The following is a 19,974-nucleotide window of genomic DNA, read 5'->3' as shown; positions in this document are numbered from 1 at the left end:
CGTTAGCCGAAAGGCTGGCTTTACATGCAATCGACGCGCGTTAAACTCACGCCCTGAACCCTTGGCAAAACACCGATGATGGCTACACACACCACAGGCGCAGCTGACATCGCGCAGCATACCCCCATGATGCAGCAGTACCTGCGCATCAAGGCCGACCATCCGGGCACGCTCGTGTTCTACCGGATGGGCGACTTCTACGAGCTTTTCTTCGAAGACGCCGAGAAGGCAGCGCGCCTGCTCGACCTCACGCTCACGCAGCGCGGGGCTTCGGCAGGCAATCCGATCAAGATGGCGGGCGTGCCGCATCACGCGGTCGAACAATATCTCGCGAAGCTCGTGAAGCTGGGCGAGTCGGTGGCGATCTGCGAGCAGATCGGCGACCCGGCCACCTCCAAGGGTCCGGTCGAGCGCAAGGTCGTGCGCGTGGTGACGCCCGGCACGCTAACCGACGCAGCGCTCCTTTCCGACAAGAACGATGTCTACCTGATGGCCGTTTGCCCCGGCCACAACCGGCGCGGCGTGACCGTCAACGTGGGCCTCGCGTGGCTCAATCTCGCCAGCGGCGCGTTGCGCCTCGCGGAAGTCGCGCCGGAACAGGTCGCCACGGCGTTCGAGCGCATCCGGCCCGCGGAAATCCTCGTCGCCGAAATGCCGGCGGAAACCGCCGCCTGGGCGCCGCCGTCCGGACCGGGGGCGCTCACGCGCGTGCCCGCCTGGCACTTCGACGTCGGCTCGGGCAAGCAACGCCTGTGCGACCAGCTCGACGTGGCGAGCCTCGACGGCTTCGGCGCGCAAACGCTCACGAGCGCGTGCGGCGCGGCGGGCGCGCTGCTGCTCTATGCAGCGGCCACGCAGGGTCAGCAGTTGCGCCACGTGCGCAGCCTGAAGGTCGAAGCCGAATCGGAATACATCGGGCTCGATCCGGCCACGCGCCGTAATCTCGAACTCACGGAAACCCTGCGCGGCACCGAATCGCCCACGCTTTGCTCGCTGCTCGACACGTGCAGTACGGCGATGGGCAGCCGCTTGCTGCGTCACTGGCTCCATCATCCGCCGCGCGAAGCCGCTATCGCGCAAATGCGCCAGCAGGCCATCGGCGCATTGCTCGAGGCGCCGCCACAAGCGAGCGTCGATACCTTGCGCAGCGCCTTGCGTCAGATCGCCGACGTCGAGCGCATTACCGGGCGCCTTGCGCTGCTTTCCGCGCGCCCGCGCGATCTGTCGAGCCTGCGCGACACCTTTGCGGCGCTGCCCGGGCTGCGCGAACAGGTCGCAGCCGCAAGCGGGGCGGCCACGTCGCTCGCGCACCTTGCCGAGGCGCTCGAACCGCCCGCCGAGTGCGCAGCGCTGCTGCAGCGCGCAGTCGCGCCGGAGCCGGCGGCGATGGTCCGCGACGGCGGCGTGATCGCGCGCGGCTACGACGCGGATCTCGATGAACTACGCGACATCTCCGAGAACTGCGGCCAGTTCCTGCTCGACCTCGAAACGCGCGAGCGTGCGCGCACCGGCATCGGCAATCTGCGCGTCGAGTACAACAAGGTGCACGGCTTCTATATCGAAGTCACGCGCGGCCAGACCGACAAGGTCCCCGACGACTACCGCCGTCGCCAGACGCTCAAGAACGCCGAGCGCTACATCACGCCGGAACTGAAGACATTCGAGGACAAGGCGCTCTCCGCGCAGGAACGCGCGCTCTCGCGCGAAAAGTCGCTCTACGACGCGCTGCTGCAATCGCTGCTGCCGTTCATTCCCGATTGCCAGCGCGTGGCCGCCGCACTTGCGGAACTCGACCTGCTGGCTGCGTTCGCGGAACGCGCCCGCGCGCTCGACTGGAACGCGCCCACGTTCACGCAGGCGCCCGGCATCGAAATCGAGCAAGGCCGTCATCCCGTGGTCGAAGCACAGGTCGAGCAGTTCATCGCCAACGACTGCCTGCTTTCGGCCGAGCGCAAGCTGCTGCTGATCACCGGCCCGAACATGGGCGGTAAATCGACCTTCATGCGGCAGACCGCGCTCATCGCCCTGCTCGCTTACGTGGGCAGCTACGTGCCGGCAAAGCGCGCCAGCTTCGGGCCGATCGACCGCATCTTCACACGCATCGGCGCCGCCGACGACCTCGCGGGCGGCCGCTCGACCTTCATGGTCGAGATGACCGAAGCTGCGGCCATTCTCAACGACGCCACGCCACAAAGCCTCGTGCTCATGGACGAGATCGGGCGCGGCACCTCGACGTTCGACGGCCTCGCGCTCGCGTGGGCCATCGCGCGGCATCTGCTCGCGCACAACGGTTGCCACACGCTCTTCGCCACGCACTACTTCGAGCTCACGCAACTGCCGGCCGAATTTGCGCAAGCGGCGAATGTACATCTTTCGGCCGTCGAGCATGGCCATGGCATCGTCTTCCTGCATGCGGTGCAGGAAGGCCCGGCGAACCAGAGCTACGGCCTGCAGGTGGCGCAGCTCGCGGGTGTGCCTGCCGCCGTGATCCGCGCCGCGCGCAAGCATCTCGTGCATCTGGAGCAGCAATCGGCCGGGCAGCCCACGCCGCAACTCGACCTGTTCGCCGCGCCCGCCGCCGAGTACGACGACGAAGCGACCTTCGTGGAGGATCGCGCCGCGCCGGTCGAGGGGGATCGTGGTGCGTCTCTCGTCGCACAGCGGCTGCGCGAACTCGATCCGAACGAACTGCGCCCGCGCGACGCACTCGACCTGTTGTACGAACTGCATGAGCTGGCTACGGCGCCGGACGCCAAACGCTGAGCGTCGCCTCGCGACGCCGCCGCGGCCACCGTATCCGGCGGGTCGCGGCAGTGCCCGCTCGCGCTATCTGAAAATGATGCGCCGTGCGTCGGGCGCGTTGATGCTGGCTTCGTCACTGGGTTCGCCGCTCGCAGCGTTCGCCCAGGCGCCTCGCTATGCCTTCGCGGTCGTGGCGAACGCGCTCAACTCGCAGTCCGAGGAAGCGTCGGCGCAGCGGCTCGTCGACGCCATCGGGCGCGATCCGCAAATCGCGTTCACGGTCTACGACGGCAATATCAAAGGCGCACACGAAACCTGTGCCGACCATCTTTACGAACGCCGTCACGACCTGCTCGATGCCTCACGTGCGCCGCTCGTGTTCGTGCCCGGCGAGCGCGACTGGGTCTCGTGCGGCATGAACGGCTCGGGCGCCTACGATCCCGCTGAGCGACTCGACTTCCTGCGCCAGAACTTCTTCGCCGATCCCAACGCGCTCGGCCAAACGCGCTTGACGCTCACGCGCGAAAGCGAAGTCTCGCGCTTTCGGCCGTATCGGGAAAACGTACGCTGGCAACTCGGCGATACGGTGTTCATCGGGCTGAACGTGCCGGACGGCAACAATCACTATCTCAATGCGGGCGGGCGCAACGGCGAGTTCGAAGACCGCGTGATCGCCAACGGCTTCTGGCTCGAACATGCGGCCGAATATGCGAAGCGCCGCAACGCGCGCGCGATCGTCATCTTCATGCAAGGCAACGCGATGCCCGAGCATTACGAGCGCCCCGACCGCTTCGCGTGGCTGCGCTTTCACCGTGCACCGCGCGACGGCTATCTCGAATTGCGTCGCAGCCTCGTGAAGCTCGCCGAGATTTTCCGTGGCCAGATCATCGTCGTGAATGCCGACGATTCGAAGCTCGCACATGGTTTCACGATCGATCAGCCGCTGCGTAACGACAAGGGAGCAAGGATAGAAAACGTTACGCGCATCGCATTCTCGTTGCGCGATCCGCTCACGCAATGGCTGCAGGTGGACGCCGACATGGCGCGCCGAACGCCCCTGCGCGTGAGCGTGCGCGAGGTGCCGAAGCATCTGCCGCTGTTGCCGGCGCAGCCGTCGCCGAACACGCCCGGCGCGGGATCGTCGCCTGCGATGCCGGAAATGCCCGAAGTGTCGTCGATGCCCGACGTGACCGAGATTCCCGGCATGCCGCAGTCGCCTGACGTCGCGCCCGCGACGCCTGGCGCATCGGGAACCGCCGTGCCTTCCGGCTTGCCGCCGGCCGGCAACGGCGTGCTGGTGCCGGCGTGGCCCACGCAGGGCGGACAGGGTGGACTAAATGGCCGGAACGATGCGAACGGCCAGAACGGCCTGGATGGTGGAAACGGCAGCGCAAGCGGCGGCGGCAATGGCCAGCCGCCTGACCCGCTGCAGCCACCCGGCGCACCAGCGCCAAGCGGCTTCGCGCATTGAGCGGCGATTAGTGCAGGGTGGGTTTCGAGGCGCCTTCGTCGCCGTCGTCTTCTTCGTCTTCGTCGACAATTTCGAGGCCGTCCGCGCCATGCGCGTGCTCATGTTCGATTTCGTCTTCGGTGGCGGTGCGCACTTCCTTGACCGTCAACGCGAAACGCAGCGCCATGCCCGCTAGCGGATGATTGCCGTCGAGCACGACCTTGTCTTCGGCGACGTCCGTGACCGTGTAGATGAGCGTGTCGAGATCTTCGTCGCCTTCTTCGGGCGTGCCTTCGAACTGCATGCCGACTTCGAGCGGCTCGGGGAAGCGGTTGCGCGGCTCGATCTTCACGAGCTCGGGATCGTATTCCCCGAAAGCGTCTTGCGGCTCAAGCTGGATCTGGGTCTCGAAGCCCGGCTCCTGCCCGTCCAGCACTTCCTCGATCTTGGGGAACGTGCCATCATAGCCGCCGTGCAGATAGACCATCGGCTCGTCGCTTTCCTCGATCAGATTGCCCTGCGCATCCGATAGCTTGTAAGCGACCGACACGACGGTGTCCTTTGCAATTTTCATTCGATCCTCCAGATTACAGACCACATTATACGATGCCGAAGCGGTCCCCAGACCACCCGGTGGACGCGCGCAAGCGGCGCGCCTCCCTCCCCCCGGCATGCCCCGCGCCCGATGTTGCTACGCCGCTTCTGGGCGGCCTGACGCCGGCGCAGTTCATGCGCAAATACTGGCAGAAAAAGCCGCTGTTGATCCGCCAGGCGATTCCCGACATCGAAGCGCCGCTCTCACGCGAAGCCCTTTTCGCGCTCGCAGACAACGACGATGTCGAGTCGCGTCTCATCACCCATTTTCGCCGCCGCTGGGCACTCGAACACGGCCCGTTCTCGCCGGACGAACTGCCCGCGCCGAAGACCCGCCAGTGGACGCTGCTGGTACAGGGCGCCGACCTGCACGACGACCGCGCGCGTGCCCTGCTCGAGCGTTTTCGCTTCGCGCCCGACGCGCGGCTCGACGACCTCATGATCTCGTACGCATCGGACGGCGGCGGCGTCGGCCCGCACTTCGATTCGTATGATGTGTTCCTGCTGCAGGTGCACGGCAAGCGCCGCTGGCGCATTGGTGCCCAGCGCGACCTTTCGCTGCAGGAAGGCATGCCGCTGAAGATTCTCGCGAACTTCCAGCCTGAAGAAGAGTGGGTGCTGGAGCCGGGCGACATGCTGTACCTGCCGCCGCACATCGCGCACGACGGCATCGCCGAAGGTGAATGCATGACGTGCTCGATCGGCTTTCGTTCTCCTTCCACGAACGAATTGACGAGCCAGTTTCTTTACTGGCTCGCGGAGCGCGGCGCCAGTCACGGCAGCGACAGACCCACGCTCTACCGCGACCCCGACCAGCCGGCCGTGGCGCATCCTGCGCAGCTTCCTCCTGCACTGGTAGAGCGTGTTGGCGGCGTGCTTGCTAAAGTGCGCTGGAGCGGCGCCGACGTCTCCTCGTTCGTGGGCTCGTGGCTGTCGGAACCGAAAGCCAATGTGGTGTTCGATGCCCCCGAAAAACCGCTCGACGAAGCCCGTTTCGTTGCGCAAGCAGTAAAAAATGGGATAACACTCGACCGCAGGACGATCCTGCTTTACGATTCGCGGTCGTATTACCTGAACGGGGAACAGTACTTGCTCAAAGAAGCAAGAAAGTGGCTGCCGGCACTGGCCGACAGGCGCTCTATGGACGGGAAACGCTTTGTAACACTCTCACACGATTCGTGTGTGACAGCGTTGCTACACGAGTGGTATCGTGCGGGCTGGATTCGGACCGGGGTGCTTGCCTAAGCGCTTCGGACTGTTATACCGTACTAAAATAGTGCTTGTATGAGAAAGACAACGTATTGTCCCCGGATTTGTCGACGGTCGATACGAAAGTGCCTATAATTTCCGGCCAGGCCGTAGGGAAGATTCACGCTCTTGCAGTGCGTCTCCACCAGCGGCTCAGGTCGGTGTTGGGGCACATTTACCGGTATTATTTTGCGCTGTTGCTTACCTTTAACCATAAAAGGACGTGATCATGAAGAAATCCCTCCTCGTAGCATCCCTGCTGGCAGCTGTTGCACTCGCTGCGTGCAACAAGAGCAGCGACCAAGCTGCTGCGCCGGCTAGCGATGCTGCCGCTGCTTCGGCACCGGCTGCTGCTGCTTCGGACGCTGGCGCATCGGCTCCGGCTGCTGCTGCGAGCGACGCTGCTCCCGCCGCGGCTTCGGACGCTGGCGCTGCCGCTTCGGACGCTGGCGCATCGGCTCCGGCTGCCGCTTCGGGCGCAAGCCAGTAAGTTGCGTTCGCGCGAGGCTCGCCTGGGGCTTCGGTCCCGGCGGGCTTCTCGGCGAACCGTCGTACGGTCTGCTGCTTGCGTCAATCGCGCTTCAGACATACGTCGGGCAAACAAAAAAGCCACGAACTCATGTTCGTGGCTTTTTGTTATGCGGCGCGCATGAAGCTTAATGCGCTTCGCCAGACTCCCCTGCCTGCTGATTCTTCTCTTCGAAGAACGCCTGCACCACTTCGATCTCCCGCGTCCGCCTGAACGGCGGCAGGCTTTGCCAGATACGTCGCCCATACGGTTTGTCGACGAGACGGGTGTCACAAATCATCAGCACGCCGCGGTCGGTTTCCGCACGAATCAGTCGCCCAGCGCCCTGCTTGAGCGTGATCACCGCCTGCGGGAGCTGGTGGACCGCGAACGGGCTCAGACCTTTCTTTGCCAGCGCGTCAAGGCGCGCCGCCAGCACCGGATCGTCGGGCGGCGCAAACGGCAGCTTGTCGATGACCACGAGCGAGAGCGCATCGCCGCGCACGTCCACGCCCTCCCAGAAGCTCTGGCTGCCCACGAGGATCGCATTGCCATAGGCGCGGAAGCGCTCGAGCAGCTCTGTGCGGCTCGCGTCGCCCTGCACGAGCAGCGGCGTATTCCAGCCGCGCGCCTCGATCGTGTCGCGCAGCTTCTGGGCGATGCGATCGACTGCACGCAACGTCGTGCACAGCATGAAGACACCGCCGCCCGAGGCCTCGATCGCCGGCAACGCCGCATCGAAGACGGCGTCGGTGAACTGCGGCGAGGACGGCTGCGGCATGTTGCGCGGCACGTAAAGCAGCCCTTGCGTGGGATAGTCGAATGGACTCGGCAGCGTCATCGAACGGCGCGAACTCAGGCCCATTTGCGCCGCGTAGTGCGTGAAGTCGCCGCGCACCGAAAGCGTGGCCGACGTGAAGACCCACGTGCGCGGCACACCGGCACGCTGCCTGGCGAAGATCGGCGCCACGGAGAGCGGGGTTTCGTGCAGCTGAACCGTGTGCGAGAACACCTCGACCCAGCGGACTTTCTCGTCCGCGTCGTCCTGCGCGTGAGCGCTTTCGTCCTGCCCTTGCGCGTCGGCCTGGTGTGTTTCACGCGCCGGCGCGGCGCCCTGCGGCGCGGTCCAGCCCGTGAGAATACCCTGCAGCTCGCGCGCGCGGCGCAGGCACGCGCCAATCGATTCGGCGCGCTCTGCCTGCCCTGCGAGTGCCGTGGCAAGCGTGCCCAGTTCGGTTTGCAGCGCATCGAGCGCATCAAAGAGCGGGTGATCCTCGGGCAACTGCGTGATCGACAGCCGCAGCGAATCTTCCTTGAACGCGAGCCGCACGTCGCGTGCAGCGCGCTCCAGCGCCGCGCCGAGCTTGACCCACTCCACCGCGTCGCGCGCGTGGCTCAGGCCTTCGGCCACGCAATCGCGCGCGAGCTCGAGGAACTGCGCAGTCGAGAGTGTTTCACCGAAAAAGAGCGTTGCCGTTTCGGGCAACTGGTGTGCTTCGTCGAAGATGATCGTATTCGCGCTCGGCAGCAGTTCGGCCATGCCGGTGTCGCGCAGCATGATGTCGGCGAAGAACAGATGGTGGTTCACCACCACGATGTCGGCCTGCTGCGCTTCGCGGCGCGCCTGCATCACGAAGCAGTCCTTGTAATGCGGGCACTCCTGGCCAAGACAGTTATCGCGCGTCGACGTGACCATCGACCATACGGCCGCCGTCTCGGGTACGCTCGCGAGTTCCGCCTTGTCGCCCGAACGCGTGATCTTCGCGAAGCGCACGATTTCCTGCAGATATGCGGTTTCCTGACGCGACGGCAGCCGGCCGTTGTCGGCCGTGCGTTGCAGATAGTAGTGGCAGAGATAGTTGGCGCGGCCCTTGAGCATCGCCACGCTCACGGGCACCGCCAGGGCGTCGCGCACCGTGGGGATGTCGCGCGCGAAAAGCTGGTCCTGCAAATGCTTCGTGCCCGTCGAGACGACCACCTTGCCGCCCCACAGCATGGCCGGCACGAGGTACGCATAGGTCTTGCCGGTGCCCGTGCCCGCCTCGACGATCAGCGTGTTGTCGCCGTTCCCGGCTGCGGCGTGCGCCGCTTCCCCGGCGCCGGGCTGCGCCGGCGCACCGCGCTCGACCCGCCGCGCCGGGCGCGACTGGAGTTCGAACGCCGCGGGATCGGGCAGGGACTGCGCGGAGGCTTCCATCGCGGCCGCGACCGCGCGCGCCATTTCGATCTGCGCCGCGCGCGGGCGATAGCCGTCGATCTCGCGGGCGAGCAGGCCGTCGGCCGCGAACAGGTCTTCGAGTTCGGCGGCGCGGCGTGCGCTCAACATGGGTGCCGCGTCTGTTTGCTCCGCGCGCGCGGCGGCCTCCGGCGCGCTGCCTTCGCGCGCGGGCCGGGAACGGGAAACGGTCGTTGAATTCAAGGCAAGCGGTTCCTGCTCGGTCCGGAACGGCGCAACGCGCCGACTGCCGCGCCCCGGCGCCTGCCAGGACCCGGAATCAGGCGTGCCCGTCCGAAGTCTTCGTTGAATCGGGGTCCAGCTGCAGTTGCAGCAGGAGGATGTTGTCCTTGACCTTGAGCTTGCGCTTCTTCAGCCTCTGCAGTTCGAGATCGTCATAGTCCGGGGTGTCGGACATCCTGCCTATCAGGCGGTCCAGATCGCCATGTTCCGATTCCAGTTGCAGAATGCGGTCACGAAGGACCTCGGTCTTGACTTCACGATGCTCGCGCATGCTCGCCTCCTCGACATATGCGGCGCGCGCTTGCGAAGGACGACGCGCCTGAGGTTGCAGTCCGGCTGAAAAAGCGTGCTACTCGTGCTACTGGTCCTGCTGTTCTTCCTGCTGCTGCTTTTCCTGTTGTTTCTGCTGTTCTTCCTGCTGCTGTTTTTGCTGCGCCTTCTCGGCCGCCTGTTTCTGACGCTCTTCGACATCGGCCTTGTGCTTCGCCGCGTCTTCCTGCTTCTGCTGGTAGCGCTCGGCCTTCCCGGCGCGTTCCTGAGCCTTTTCCTCGCCCTGGCGGCGCGCTTCGTCAAGCTGGTTCTGGTAGTTCGCCTGCTTCTGGTCGTATGCCGCCTGGTTCGCGTTGCGCTGCGATTGCTCGCCCTGGCGCTGGGCCTCGGCCAGCGCATGCTGTCGCTGCTTTTCCTGATACGCCTGCTCGTTCGCCGCACGCTGCGGCGCCTCGGCCTGACGCTGTGCCTGATCGAGCGCGTGTTGCTGCTGCTTCTGTTCGTACGCCTGCGCGCTGGCCGCTTCGTTGGCGGCGCGCTGCGGCGCATTGGCTTCGTCCTGCGCGCGTTGCAAGGCCGCCTGATGGTCGCGCTGCTGCGCATGCGCGGCACGTTTTTCGTCGTCGAGCGCAAGTTGCTCGCGGCGGATGTCGGCCTGCACGACACGCATCTTGTCGCGCGCCTTGCCGATGCAATGATTCACGAAGAACGTGCTGTAGCAGTTGTGCTGCGCGACGGCAAACTGATAGTTGTTCTCCGCGGCACGACGGTCCAGCACCTGTTGCCGCGCGTCGAAGTCACTCTGCTGCGACTGGGGCGCCCCAGCGGCCCCTGCTGCGTCAGACGCTGCGAGCGGCGCATTGCCCGAAGGCGGCAACTGCGTCGTCGCAGTTGCCGCACCTGGCTTCTGCAGCGGCCCTGTCACCCCGACCGCCTGCGCGAGGGCCGGAACGCTCGCACCGAAGCTCAGCGCGACGGCACAAATTGCCCCAAGAGCGGGGAAACGCCGCGTGACGCCGACAGGCGTGCGAAACCGGGCAAGGGGCGAATCAGGGGAGAAGCGGGAGGTCGTCAACGTCTTCTGTGAGCAGCGGGACATGGCTGAAATTCTAACACCCCCCGGGTTGAGCGCTCGGCCATTTATGGCAAAATGCCCCGCTCCACCGGCCGGCGGGCGCACCCGGCAACGCGCCTTTTTGCACACTGGGCGCCCCGGACACACGAGCCCGCACCGGCCGCCGGACCGCAAACCCGGACCGCAATCCGATCCTCGCAGGAATATCCAGACCCTATGACGGAAACCGTAGCACTCAAGATCGTCCAGCGTATCGCCACTGAACTGAGCGTGCAGCCGCGCCAGGTCGCAGCCGCCGTGCAGCTTCTCGACGAAGGCTCGACCGTTCCGTTCATCGCCCGTTACCGCAAGGAAGTCACGGGCAATCTCGACGATACGCAACTGCGTACGCTCGAAGAACGCCTGCTCTATCTGCGCGAACTCGAAGACCGCCGCGCGGCGATCCTCGTGAGCATCGAGGAACAAGGCAAGCTCACCGACGAATTGCGCGGCGCCATCGAAGCGGCCGACAGCAAGCAGGTTCTCGAAGACCTCTATCTGCCCTACAAGCCGAAGCGCCGCACGCGCGCACAGATCGCGCGCGAAGCCGGCCTGCAGCCGCTCGCCGACGCGCTGCTCGCGAACCCGCTGCTCGACCCGCAAACGGAAGCCGCACAGTACGTAGACGCCGAAAAGGGTGTCGCCGACGTCAAGGCCGCACTCGACGGCGCGCGCGACATCCTCTCCGAGCAGTTCGGCGAAACGGCCGAACTGCTGGGCAAGCTGCGCGACTGGCTGCACAACCAGGGCGTGGTGATGTCGAGCGTGGTCGAGGGCAAGGAAAACGAGGAAGGCGAGAAGTTCCGCGACTACTACGACTATTCCGAGACCATCAAGACCGTGCCGTCGCACCGCGCGCTCGCGCTGTTCCGCGGCCGCAACGCCGGTGTGCTGATGATCAAGCTCGGCCTCGGCGGCGAACTGGACACACAGGTGCCGCATCCGGGCGAAGCGATGATCGCGCGTCACTTCGGCATTGCGAACCAGAACCGTCCGGCCGATAAATGGCTCTCCGACGTCTGCCGCTGGTGCTGGCGCGTGAAGGTGCAGCCGCATATCGAAAACGAGCTGCTCACGAACTTGCGCGAGCAGGCCGAAAACGAGGCAATCCGCGTGTTCGCACGCAACCTGAAGGATCTGCTGCTTGCCGCGCCGGCCGGTCCCAAGGCCGTGATCGGCCTCGACCCGGGCCTGCGCACCGGCGTGAAGGTCGCCGTGGTCGACCGCACAGGCAAGCTGCTCGCCACCGACACGATCTACCCGCACGAGCCGCGCCGCGACTGGGACGGCTCGCTCGCGAAGCTCGCGCGCATCGCCGCGCAGACGCAAGCGGAACTCATCAGCATCGGCAACGGCACGGCTTCGCGTGAAACCGACAAGCTCGCGAGCGAGCTGATCTCGAAGCATCCCGAACTGAAGCTGCAGAAGATCGTGGTTTCCGAAGCCGGGGCGTCGGTTTATTCGGCCTCCGAACTGGCGGCGAAGGAATTCCCCGAACTCGATGTGTCGCTGCGCGGGGCCGTTTCCATCGCGCGCCGTCTGCAGGACCCGCTCGCCGAACTCGTGAAGATCGAGCCGAAAGCGATCGGCGTGGGCCAGTACCAGCACGACGTGAACCAGCGCGAACTCGCGCGCTCGCTCGACGCGGTCGTCGAGGACTGCGTGAACGCCGTGGGCGTGGATGCGAACACGGCCTCGGTTGCCCTGCTCGCCCGCGTGTCGGGCCTGAACTCGACGCTCGCGCGCAATATCGTCGATTACCGCGATGCGAACGGCCCGTTCCCTTCGCGCGAGCATCTGAAGAAGGTGCCGCGCCTGGGCGACAAGACCTTCGAGCAAGCCGCGGGCTTCCTGCGCATCAACGGCGGCGACAATCCGCTCGATCGCTCGTCGGTGCACCCGGAAGCGTACCCCGTCGTCGAGCGCATGCTCGCGAAGATCAAGCGTACGATCGGCGATGTGCTCGGCAGCCGCGAAGCGCTTTCGGGCCTCGCGCCCACCGAGTTCGTGGACGAACGTTTCGGTCTGCCGACGGTGCGCGACATCCTGAGCGAGCTGGAAAAACCGGGCCGCGATCCGCGCCCCGAGTTCAAGACGGCAACCTTCCGCGATGGCGTCGAGAAAGTCTCCGACCTCGTGCCGGGCATGCTGCTCGAAGGTGTCGTGACGAACGTGGCTGCGTTCGGCGCATTCATCGACGTGGGCGTCCATCAGGACGGGCTCGTGCACGTCTCGGCCATGTCGACGAAGTTCATCAGGGACCCACACGAAGTCGTCAAGGCCGGCCAGGTCGTCAAAGTGAAGGTGCTCGACGTCGACGTGAAGCGTCAGCGCATCGCGCTCACGATGCGTCTGGACGACGACCCCGCGAGTGCGGGCGCCTCACGTAGTGGCGGCAGCCAGTCGGGCAACCGCGACAATCGCGGCAGCGGCAGCGGCAGCGGCGGCAGTCGTGATACTCGCGGCGGCCAGCGTTCGCGCGATGCGGAACCGGCAGGCGCGATGGCGGCGGCATTCGCGAAGCTCAAGCAACGCTGATGTCCGCATGACGCAACATGGGCCGCATCGGCTCACGTTGCGCGCGCAACCAAAAAAGGCACCCCATGGAGGTGCCTTTTTTTTCTGGTCGAAACGACGCGATCAGATCTCGATCTTCGTGCCGAGTTCGACCACGCGGTTTGCAGGAATACTGAAGAAGTCGGTGGGCTTCGCCGCGTTCTGATGCATCCACGCGAACACGCGTTCGCGGAAGATCGACATGCCCGGCAGTTGCGTCGGCACGACCGTCTCGCGCGCGAGGAAGAACGACGTGTCCATCATCTCGAACGTCATGTTGTGCGTGCGCGAGATCTCGTCGAGCACCGCCTGCACGTCGGGCGTTTCGTTGAAACCGTAATCGGCCTTCACGAGATAGAGTCCGCCGCCGATATCCTTCACCGTCACGCGCTCCGCGTCCGCCACGTACGGAATGTCGCGAATCACGAATGTGAGGAAGATCGTGCGTTCGTGCAGCACCTTGTTGTGCTTGAGGTTGTGCAGCAGGCTCACCGGCACGAGCGATTCGCTGCCCGTGAGATAGATCGCCGTACCCGAGACGCGATGCGGCGGGTGCGCGAGCAGTCCTTGCAGGAAGGGCATGAGCGGAATGCCGTCGGCGGCCGTGCGGTCCTTCACGATCATGCGGCCCTTGAACCAGGTCATCAGCAGGAAGAACAGCAGTGCGCCGATGCCGAGCGGCAGCCAGCCCCCCTCCTCGACCTTCAGCAGGTTCGCGCCGAAAAAGCCCAGATCGACGGCCAGCAGCACCGCGATGATGCAGGTGACGAGCGCCTTGTTCCACTTCCACACCTTCGTCATCACGACGGCGACGAGCACCGTGGTGATCACCATCGTCGCGGTCACGGCGATACCGTATGCGGCGGCCAGATTGTCCGAACTCTTGAATGCGACGACGATGCACAGAATGATGAAGAGCAGCATCCAGTTCACGACCGGCACGTAGATCTGGCCGATGGCGAGGTCCGACGTGTGCAGCACCTTCATGCGCGGCACATAGCCAAGCAGGATGGCCTGACTCGTGAGCGAGTACGCGCCCGAGATCACGGCCTGAGAAGCGATCACGGTCGCCACAGTGGAAAGCACGACGAGCGGCAGCAGCGCCCATTCCGGCGCTAGCAGGAAAAACGGATTTTCGATCGCGCGATGGTCCTGCATCAGCAGTGCGCCCTGCCCGAAGTAGTTGAGTACGAGCGAGGGCATCACGAGCGTGTACCAGGCACAGCGAATCGGCTGCGCGCCGAAGTGCCCCATGTCGGCGTAGAGCGCCTCCGCGCCGGTCAGCACCAGCACAACCGAGCCGAGCACCACGTAGGCCTGCAGCATGTGCGCGCCCATGAAACTGACCGCGTAATACGGGCTGAGCGCTGCAATGACGCCGGGCGCCTGGACGATGCGCGAGACGCCGAGCACACCGATGGTGACGAACCAGAGCACCATGATCGGGCCGAACAGGCGGCCGACCAGCGCGGTACCGTGCCGCTGGATCCAGAACAGCAGGATGAGGATCACCATCGTGAGCGGCAACACCAGATGCGAGAGCTTGGGCGCGGCGATTTCGAGCCCTTCCACCGCCGACATGACCGAGATGGCCGGCGTGATGACGGCATCGCCGTAAAACATGCACGCCCCGAAGATTCCCAACGCCGTGAGCAGCGCGGCCGACCTGCTCTTGCGGCTGAACGAGCGCATGGCGAGCGCCATGAGCGCGAGCACGCCGCCCTCGCCATTGTTGTCGGCGCGCATCACAAAAAAGACATATTTGACGCTCACGACGATCACGATCGCCCAGAACAACAGCGAAATGACGCCGAGTATCGAGGTCTCATTGAGCGGAATGCCGTGTGACGGGCTGAACGCCTCTTTCAGCGAATACAGCGGGCTCGTGCCGATGTCGCCGAACACCACGCCGATGGCCGCTACGGCGAGAGTAGGTAGCGGCTGCTTGGCCACGTGTGTGCTAGTTGTCATATACGCGGTAATCCGTTGCGAGGCGGAAAAAACGAGCGCTATTCTAAACCGGGCTGCGGCAGAAACCGAGCGGCCGTCGCGGCACTGCGACATCCCCCTGTCCCCGCGCAGTTTAGCACCGGGCCCAGATGCCGTCTGCCCGCCTGCGCCGCCGCCGGGAAACGACGGCGATGCGCACAAAAAAAAACGGAGCCATGAAGGCTCCGTCTCTGAATCTGTCCGCCGCAGGCCCGAAAACCCGGGAGGCGGCACGACGCCTGATTAATTCTGCGAATCTTGCGCTTGCTGCAAACCGCGCTTGATCCACGCACCGAGATTGTGCGGGCGCACTGTATCCCACTCCTCGAATGGCTGGTGTATCCACGGGTTGGTCGGCAGATGCTGGACGAAATAATCCGGCGTCACCTTCGAGCAGCCCTTGTACCAGAGCACCGCCGAGCGCACGCCGGTCACGGCCGGGTAACGCTCCTTGAGGTGCTCCTGCACGCGGGCGAGCGTGACGCCCGAATCGACGAGATCGTCGACGAGCAGCACGTTGCCTTCCAGGTGACCGCGCGTCATCGTGATGTATTGCGCGATGTCCAGTTCGCCCTGCTCCGTGCCGGCTGCTTCGCGGTACGAACTGGTCGCGAGGATCGCCAAAGGCAGATCGTAGATGCGCGAGAGCTGGTCGCCCACGCGCAAGCCGCCGCGCGCGAGACACAGGATCTGGTCGAACTTCCAGCGCGACTCGTGCACCTTGAGCGCGAGCAGTTCGATCAGCCGGTGATATTCGTCCCAGCCGACCCACAGGTTCTTGTCGTCGTTGCGCGGGTCCATCATTTGAATCATTTTTGCTTCTGCCTTCTTACCACTTAGACCTTGAACGGATGACGCAGCAGGATCGTTTCGTCGCGATCCGGGCCGGTCGAAACCATGTCGATCGGCACACCAGCGACTTCCTGCACGCGCGTGAGATACGCCTGCGCGCTTTTCGGCAGCGCGTCGAACTGCGTAATGCCGATGGTGCTTTCGTTCCAGCCTTCAAACGTCTCGTAGACCGGCTCGCACGCGGCCACTTGCGACGCGCCGCGCGGGAGAATGTCCACGTCCTTGCCGTCCACCTTGTAGCCGACGCAGAGCTTCACTTCGTCGAGACCGTCGAGGACGTCGAGCTTCGTGATGCACAGACCCGTCACGCCGTTGATCTGGATCGAGCGGCGCAGCGCGGCCGCGTCGAGCCAGCCGGTGCGGCGCGGACGGCCCGTGACCGAACCGAATTCCTTGCCGACCTTCGCGAGCGTGAGACCCACTTCTTCCTGGCGATCGGCGTTGTCGGCGTCGTACAGTTCGCTCGGGAACGGGCCCGAACCGACGCGCGTGCAGTACGCCTTGGTGATGCCGAGCACGTAGTTGAGCTTTTGCGGACCGACACCCGCGCCAGCGGACGCCGCGCCCGCGACGCAGTTGCTCGACGTGACGAACGGATAGGTGCCGTGGTCGATGTCGAGCAGCGTGCCTTGCGCGCCTTCGAACAGGAGGTTGCCGCCTTCGTGGTTCACGTCATACAGACGACGCGAAACGTCCGTTACCATCGGCTTCAGACGATCGGCGTACGAGAGCATCGTGTCGAGCGTTTGCTGATAGTCGACGGACGGCGCACCCAGGTACTGCGTGAGCACGAAGTTGTGATAGTCGAGGTTCTCGCGCAGGCGCGCGGCGAAATTCTCCGGCTCGAACAGATCCTGCACGCGCAAACCGCGACGTGCCACCTTGTCTTCGTAGGCCGGACCGATGCCGCGACCCGTGGTACCGATCTTCGCGGCGCCGCGCCTGGCTTCGCGCGCCTGGTCGATAGCAATGTGGTACGGCAGGATGAGCGTGGTGGCTTCGGAGATGAACAGACGCTTCTGGACGTCGATGCCCACTTCTTCGAGCTCGCCGATTTCCTTGAAGAGCGCTTCGGGCGAGAGCACCACGCCGTTGCCGATGTAGCAGGCGACGCCGGCGCGCATGATGCCCGACGGGATCAGCCGGAGAATGGTCTTCTTGCCGCCGATGATGAGCGTATGGCCGGCGTTGTGACCACCCTGGAAACGCACCACGCCTTGCGCATGGTCCGTCAGCCAGTCGACGATCTTGCCCTTGCCCTCATCGCCCCATTGGGTGCCCACGACGACGACATTGCGCCCCGGGGTTACATTCACTGCGCTGGCAGACATGGTGTTTCGTTAGCTGGTTAAAAACGTATTCTACCTGGGTTCAGCGGCAAGGCCGCCTTTTTTTCCCGAAATTCGCGGAATTTCCTTTTGCACTCAACGGCATGCGCGATGCGAAGCGTGCTTTGGCGCGCTTGCGCGGCGGCGCGAATCGCCGCCCCGATGGCCACCCGGATGCGGTATCAGGCGTGCTTTTCGACGACCCAGACGCCGTCGCGCTCGACGAGCACGCGGTCGCAGGCGAACTCGTCCATGTCGTGCTCGTGACCCGGCAGCGCCTGGATCACGACCTCGCCTGCATCGCGCAGCGCGGCGACAGCGCTGCGCAGCGCCTCGTCGTGGCGCCACGGCGCGAGGATCGCGCTGCTGCGCGCCTCGACCGGCGAAATACGCGCCACTTCGCGCAGGTCGAGCGAGAAGCCCGTTGCCGCGCGGGCGCGTCCGTAGGCCTCGCCCACCTTGTCGTAGCGGCCGCCGCGGGCCACGGCGTTCGGCACGCCGTCCACGTAGGCCGAGAACATTACGCCGCTGTGGTACGCGTAGCCGCCGAGATCCGCAAGGTCGATCATCAGCTCCGCGCCCTCGATCTCGCGCACGAGGAACGCGAGGTCGTCGAGCGCGCGAGCGATGCCTGGCAGCGCGGGCAGACGCTTGCGCGCCTCGTCGATCACACTCCCGTCGCCGTAGAGCGACGGCAGCGCCCGCAAGGCGTCGCGCGTGGCGGCTCCGAGGTGCTGCGTGAGTTCGGCGAGACGGGGCACGTCCTTGCCTGCGAGCGCTTCATACAAAGCATCGCCGAGCGCAGCCGCAGCGGGATCCGCTTCGAAGATCGCGGCGAGCACGCCGGCGTGCGAGAGGTCGAGACGCACCTTGGCCAGGCCCGCGAGACGCAGCGCATCGAGCATCAGCTGCTGGATTTCGAGGTCCGCTTCGAGGCCAGCGTGACCGTAGATTTCCGCGCCGGTCTGGATCTGTTCGCGCGTGGCATGCAGGCCGCGCGGCAGCGTGTGCAGCACGTTGCCGGCGTAGCACAGGCGCGTCACGCCCTGGCGGTTCAGGAGGTGCGCGTCGATGCGGGCGACCTGCGGCGTCATGTCGGCGCGCAGGCCGAGCGTGCGGCCCGAGAGCTGATCGACGAGCTTGAACGTGCGCAGGTTCAGGTCGCGCCCGCTGCCCACGAGCAGCGACTCGAGATACTCGAGCAACGGCGGCATGACCATTTCGTAGCCGTAGGCGCGGAAACGGTCCAGCAGGCGGCGGCGCAGTTCTTCGATCTTGCGCGCTTCGGACGGCAGCACGTCCGCAATATTCTCGGGGAGTAACCAGGTCGACATCGGTTGAGTCCTGCCACAATGAGGACCGCGCACAGCGAAACGCCGCGCGGCCCGATAATTCGGAATCCGTCAAAAAAACGCCAACCACTCACCGCATCTGCGAGCGACTGCGGCACGAGGCCATCAGGTCGCCAGCACCAGCAGGACGAGGCCGAGCCCCATCACGATAAGCCCGCCGATCCTGATGTGATGCGGCGGCCGTTCCGCGATTTTACGGAATGTGTCACGCCACGCCGTCGGAAAAACGAACGGGAACATGCCCTCGATAATCAGCATCAGCGCGATCGCGAGCAAGAGGGAGCCAGCTATGTCCATGCGAAGAAATACGCCGCGCGGTGCGCGGCGCGTGTGTCTCGTTTTGTCTAATGTTTGCGCGGAGTGGCCGAAGCGGGAGCGTTATCCCCGCTATTCGCGCCGCCGTTCGGACCACGCATGAAGCGGAAGAAGTCGCTCGACGAATCGACCACGATGACGTCGCCGGGGCGAAAGCTCTCGCGGTACGCGAGCATGCTCTGATAGAACCGGTAGAAGTCCGGGTCGCGCCCGAACGCCTCGGCGGCGATCGCGGCGGCCTTGCCGTCGCCCTCGCCCTTGATCGCTTGCGCCTGGGCGTAGGCTTCGTCCAGCACGCCCTGCTGCTTGCGCTGTGCGTCGTCCTTGATCTGCTGCGCTTCGGCCGCGCCCTTTTCGCGAATCTCGGCGGCGGCCTGCTCGCGCGCGGCGCTCATGCGCTTGAAGACCGTCTGGGCCAGCTCCGGCGGGTAATCGACGCGCGTGAGCTCGATCGCGATCACGTCGATGCCGAGCGGCGCCGCAGCTTGTCTGAGCGCGTCGCGCGCGCCGCTGGCGATGGCTTCCTGCTGCGCGAGCGCCTCAGCGAGCGTGACCTTCGAAATCGCGTCGCCGAGCGCGTCACGCGACAGCGAGGCGAGACGATCGGAAAGCGTCTGCGCATCGCCCTTGGTGGCCGCGAAGAGCTTGAGCGGATCGGAAATGCGATAACGCACGACCGGGTTCACGAGCAGCTCGGTCTTGTCCGAGGTCGTGTAGCGGTCGGCGTCGGGCGCATCGAACGCCTGAATGCGCGTGTCGATGAACGTGACGGTCTGGAACGGCGGCGGCAGCTTCACATGCAGCCCGGGACCGGCGAGCGTGGCATTGGCCCCGCCCGACGAAGAAATGATGGCGACGTGGCGCGGATCGACCATGAAGACGGCCGACGACGCAACCAGCACGACAACCACGACGGCAACGACGAGCGCAATGATCTTGTTCATATCGGCGCGCCCCTTATTGCACGTCGCTTTCGCGGCCGCGCGAGCGGAACGCATCGCGCGAACGGAAGGCGTCGCTTGCGGCGGCTGCCGCGTCGCTGGCCGTGGCTGCCGGAGCCGCGCCCTGCTGCTGGGCGCCCGGTTGGGCCCCTGGCGGTACGCCCAACTGCGCGCCCAACTGCGCGCCTTGCTGTGACTCGCTGCCGGTTGCCGGCGCGGACGCCGCGTTGGCGTCCGACGCCGCGCCTGCCGTTGCC

15 protein-coding genes and 1 pseudogene are annotated in these 19,974 nt (G+C 65.3%); 5 read left to right on the top strand and 11 right to left on the bottom strand.

Annotation, left to right across the window (positions count from 1 at the left end):
* The first annotated feature begins 78 nt into the window (after positions 1-78).
* Together mutS and BHE01S_RS14090 are read left to right on the top strand one after the other, a co-directional pair.
* Positions 79-2,763, top strand: a complete 2,685-nt coding sequence (mutS, locus tag BHE01S_RS14095) for a DNA mismatch repair protein MutS (protein ID WP_042265055.1) — start codon at positions 79-81, stop codon at positions 2,761-2,763.
* Between the two features lie 73 nt (positions 2,764-2,836).
* Positions 2,837-4,213 (top strand): hypothetical protein, encoded by a 1,377-nt coding sequence (locus BHE01S_RS14090; protein ID WP_063769086.1) that lies wholly within the window; start codon positions 2,837-2,839, stop codon positions 4,211-4,213.
* Positions 4,214-4,220: 7 nt separating this feature from the next.
* Here BHE01S_RS14090 and BHE01S_RS14085 read toward each other — a convergent pair whose 3' ends face one another.
* Positions 4,221-4,766 (bottom strand): FKBP-type peptidyl-prolyl cis-trans isomerase, encoded by a 546-nt coding sequence (locus BHE01S_RS14085; RefSeq protein ID WP_042265025.1) that lies wholly within the window; start codon positions 4,764-4,766, stop codon positions 4,221-4,223.
* A 32-nt stretch (positions 4,767-4,798) separates the two neighbouring features.
* Between BHE01S_RS14085 and BHE01S_RS14080 the strand changes: the two genes are divergently transcribed.
* Entirely contained in the window at positions 4,799-6,031 is a 1,233-nt protein-coding gene (locus BHE01S_RS14080) for a cupin domain-containing protein (protein ID WP_042265024.1), read from the top strand.
* Between the two features lie 232 nt (positions 6,032-6,263).
* Positions 6,264-6,524: a hypothetical protein gene (locus BHE01S_RS39100; protein ID WP_084068853.1), complete on the top strand. Its 261-nt coding sequence runs from the start codon at positions 6,264-6,266 to the stop codon at positions 6,522-6,524.
* Positions 6,525-6,690: 166 nt separating this feature from the next.
* Here BHE01S_RS39100 and BHE01S_RS14075 read toward each other — a convergent pair whose 3' ends face one another.
* The 3 genes from BHE01S_RS14075 to BHE01S_RS14065 all read right to left on the bottom strand — a co-directional run bounded on the left by BHE01S_RS14075 (position 6,691) and on the right by BHE01S_RS14065 (position 10,369).
* Complete coding sequence (locus BHE01S_RS14075) at positions 6,691-8,961, bottom strand: ATP-dependent DNA helicase (protein WP_042265023.1); 2,271 nt, start codon at positions 8,959-8,961, stop codon at positions 6,691-6,693.
* Between the two features lie 76 nt (positions 8,962-9,037).
* On the bottom strand, positions 9,038-9,271 hold the full coding sequence (locus BHE01S_RS14070; RefSeq protein WP_042265021.1) for a DUF465 domain-containing protein: 234 nt from the start codon (positions 9,269-9,271) through the stop codon (positions 9,038-9,040).
* Between the two features lie 87 nt (positions 9,272-9,358).
* On the bottom strand, positions 9,359-10,369 hold the full coding sequence (locus BHE01S_RS14065) for a colicin transporter (RefSeq protein WP_157025383.1): 1,011 nt from the start codon (positions 10,367-10,369) through the stop codon (positions 9,359-9,361).
* A 192-nt stretch (positions 10,370-10,561) separates the two neighbouring features.
* On the opposite strand from BHE01S_RS14065, the gene BHE01S_RS14060 reads away from it, so the two are divergent.
* Positions 10,562-12,922 carry a Tex family protein gene (locus BHE01S_RS14060; RefSeq protein ID WP_042265020.1) on the top strand — a complete coding sequence of 787 codons (2,361 nt, stop codon included), beginning with the start codon at positions 10,562-10,564 and terminating at the stop codon, positions 12,920-12,922.
* A 102-nt stretch (positions 12,923-13,024) separates the two neighbouring features.
* Here BHE01S_RS14060 and BHE01S_RS14055 read toward each other — a convergent pair whose 3' ends face one another.
* From BHE01S_RS14055 to BHE01S_RS38405, 7 genes and pseudogenes are all read right to left on the bottom strand, one after another.
* Positions 13,025-14,911 carry a potassium transporter Kup gene (locus tag BHE01S_RS14055; protein ID WP_042265017.1) on the bottom strand — a complete coding sequence of 629 codons (1,887 nt, stop codon included), beginning with the start codon at positions 14,909-14,911 and terminating at the stop codon, positions 13,025-13,027.
* A 261-nt stretch (positions 14,912-15,172) separates the two neighbouring features.
* Positions 15,173-15,742 carry a phosphoribosyltransferase gene (locus BHE01S_RS14050; RefSeq protein WP_042265015.1) on the bottom strand — a complete coding sequence of 190 codons (570 nt, stop codon included), beginning with the start codon at positions 15,740-15,742 and terminating at the stop codon, positions 15,173-15,175.
* Between the two features lie 23 nt (positions 15,743-15,765).
* Positions 15,766-17,112, bottom strand: a complete 1,347-nt coding sequence (locus BHE01S_RS14045) for an adenylosuccinate synthase (RefSeq protein ID WP_042265013.1) — start codon at positions 17,110-17,112, stop codon at positions 15,766-15,768.
* 179 nt (positions 17,113-17,291) lie between these two features.
* A complete protein-coding gene (locus BHE01S_RS14040; RefSeq protein WP_042265011.1) occupies positions 17,292-18,443 on the bottom strand; it encodes an ATP phosphoribosyltransferase regulatory subunit in 1,152 nt (383 codons plus the stop codon).
* A gap of 123 nt (positions 18,444-18,566) precedes the next feature.
* The gene (locus tag BHE01S_RS14035; RefSeq protein WP_042265008.1) at positions 18,567-18,758 is read right to left on the bottom strand and encodes a DUF2065 domain-containing protein; all 192 of its coding nucleotides are present in this window, start codon (positions 18,756-18,758) and stop codon (positions 18,567-18,569) included.
* Between the two features lie 47 nt (positions 18,759-18,805).
* Positions 18,806-19,720: a protease modulator HflC gene (hflC, locus tag BHE01S_RS14030; protein ID WP_042265006.1), complete on the bottom strand. Its 915-nt coding sequence runs from the start codon at positions 19,718-19,720 to the stop codon at positions 18,806-18,808.
* 13 nt (positions 19,721-19,733) lie between these two features.
* Positions 19,734-19,974, bottom strand: a pseudogene (locus tag BHE01S_RS38405) (FtsH protease activity modulator HflK); the annotation flags it as partial.

The sequence above is a fragment of the Paraburkholderia heleia NBRC 101817 genome (genome assembly GCF_000739775.1).
Taxonomy (GTDB): domain Bacteria; phylum Pseudomonadota; class Gammaproteobacteria; order Burkholderiales; family Burkholderiaceae; genus Paraburkholderia; species Paraburkholderia heleia.
Note: the sequence above shows the minus strand (reverse complement) of the source record. Positions and strands in the feature narration are given on the sequence as shown.

Coding starts and splice junctions, on each gene's coding strand:
- mutS (WP_042265055.1), top strand. CDS start 79: ATGGCTACACACACCACAGGCGCAGCTGACATCGCGCAGCATACCCCC.
- BHE01S_RS14090 (WP_063769086.1), top strand. CDS start 2,837: ATGATGCGCCGTGCGTCGGGCGCGTTGATGCTGGCTTCGTCACTGGGT.
- BHE01S_RS14085 (WP_042265025.1), bottom strand. CDS start 4,766: ATGAAAATTGCAAAGGACACCGTCGTGTCGGTCGCTTACAAGCTATCG.
- BHE01S_RS14080 (WP_042265024.1), top strand. CDS start 4,799: ATGCCGAAGCGGTCCCCAGACCACCCGGTGGACGCGCGCAAGCGGCGC.
- BHE01S_RS39100 (WP_084068853.1), top strand. CDS start 6,264: ATGAAGAAATCCCTCCTCGTAGCATCCCTGCTGGCAGCTGTTGCACTC.
- BHE01S_RS14070 (WP_042265021.1), bottom strand. CDS start 9,271: ATGCGCGAGCATCGTGAAGTCAAGACCGAGGTCCTTCGTGACCGCATT.
- BHE01S_RS14065 (WP_157025383.1), bottom strand. CDS start 10,369: ATGTCCCGCTGCTCACAGAAGACGTTGACGACCTCCCGCTTCTCCCCT.
- BHE01S_RS14060 (WP_042265020.1), top strand. CDS start 10,562: ATGACGGAAACCGTAGCACTCAAGATCGTCCAGCGTATCGCCACTGAA.
- BHE01S_RS14055 (WP_042265017.1), bottom strand. CDS start 14,911: ATGACAACTAGCACACACGTGGCCAAGCAGCCGCTACCTACTCTCGCC.
- BHE01S_RS14050 (WP_042265015.1), bottom strand. CDS start 15,742: ATGATTCAAATGATGGACCCGCGCAACGACGACAAGAACCTGTGGGTC.
- BHE01S_RS14045 (WP_042265013.1), bottom strand. CDS start 17,112: ATGTCTGCCAGCGCAGTGAATGTAACCCCGGGGCGCAATGTCGTCGTC.
- BHE01S_RS14040 (WP_042265011.1), bottom strand. CDS start 18,443: ATGTCGACCTGGTTACTCCCCGAGAATATTGCGGACGTGCTGCCGTCC.
- BHE01S_RS14035 (WP_042265008.1), bottom strand. CDS start 18,758: ATGGACATAGCTGGCTCCCTCTTGCTCGCGATCGCGCTGATGCTGATT.
- hflC (WP_042265006.1), bottom strand. CDS start 19,720: ATGAACAAGATCATTGCGCTCGTCGTTGCCGTCGTGGTTGTCGTGCTG.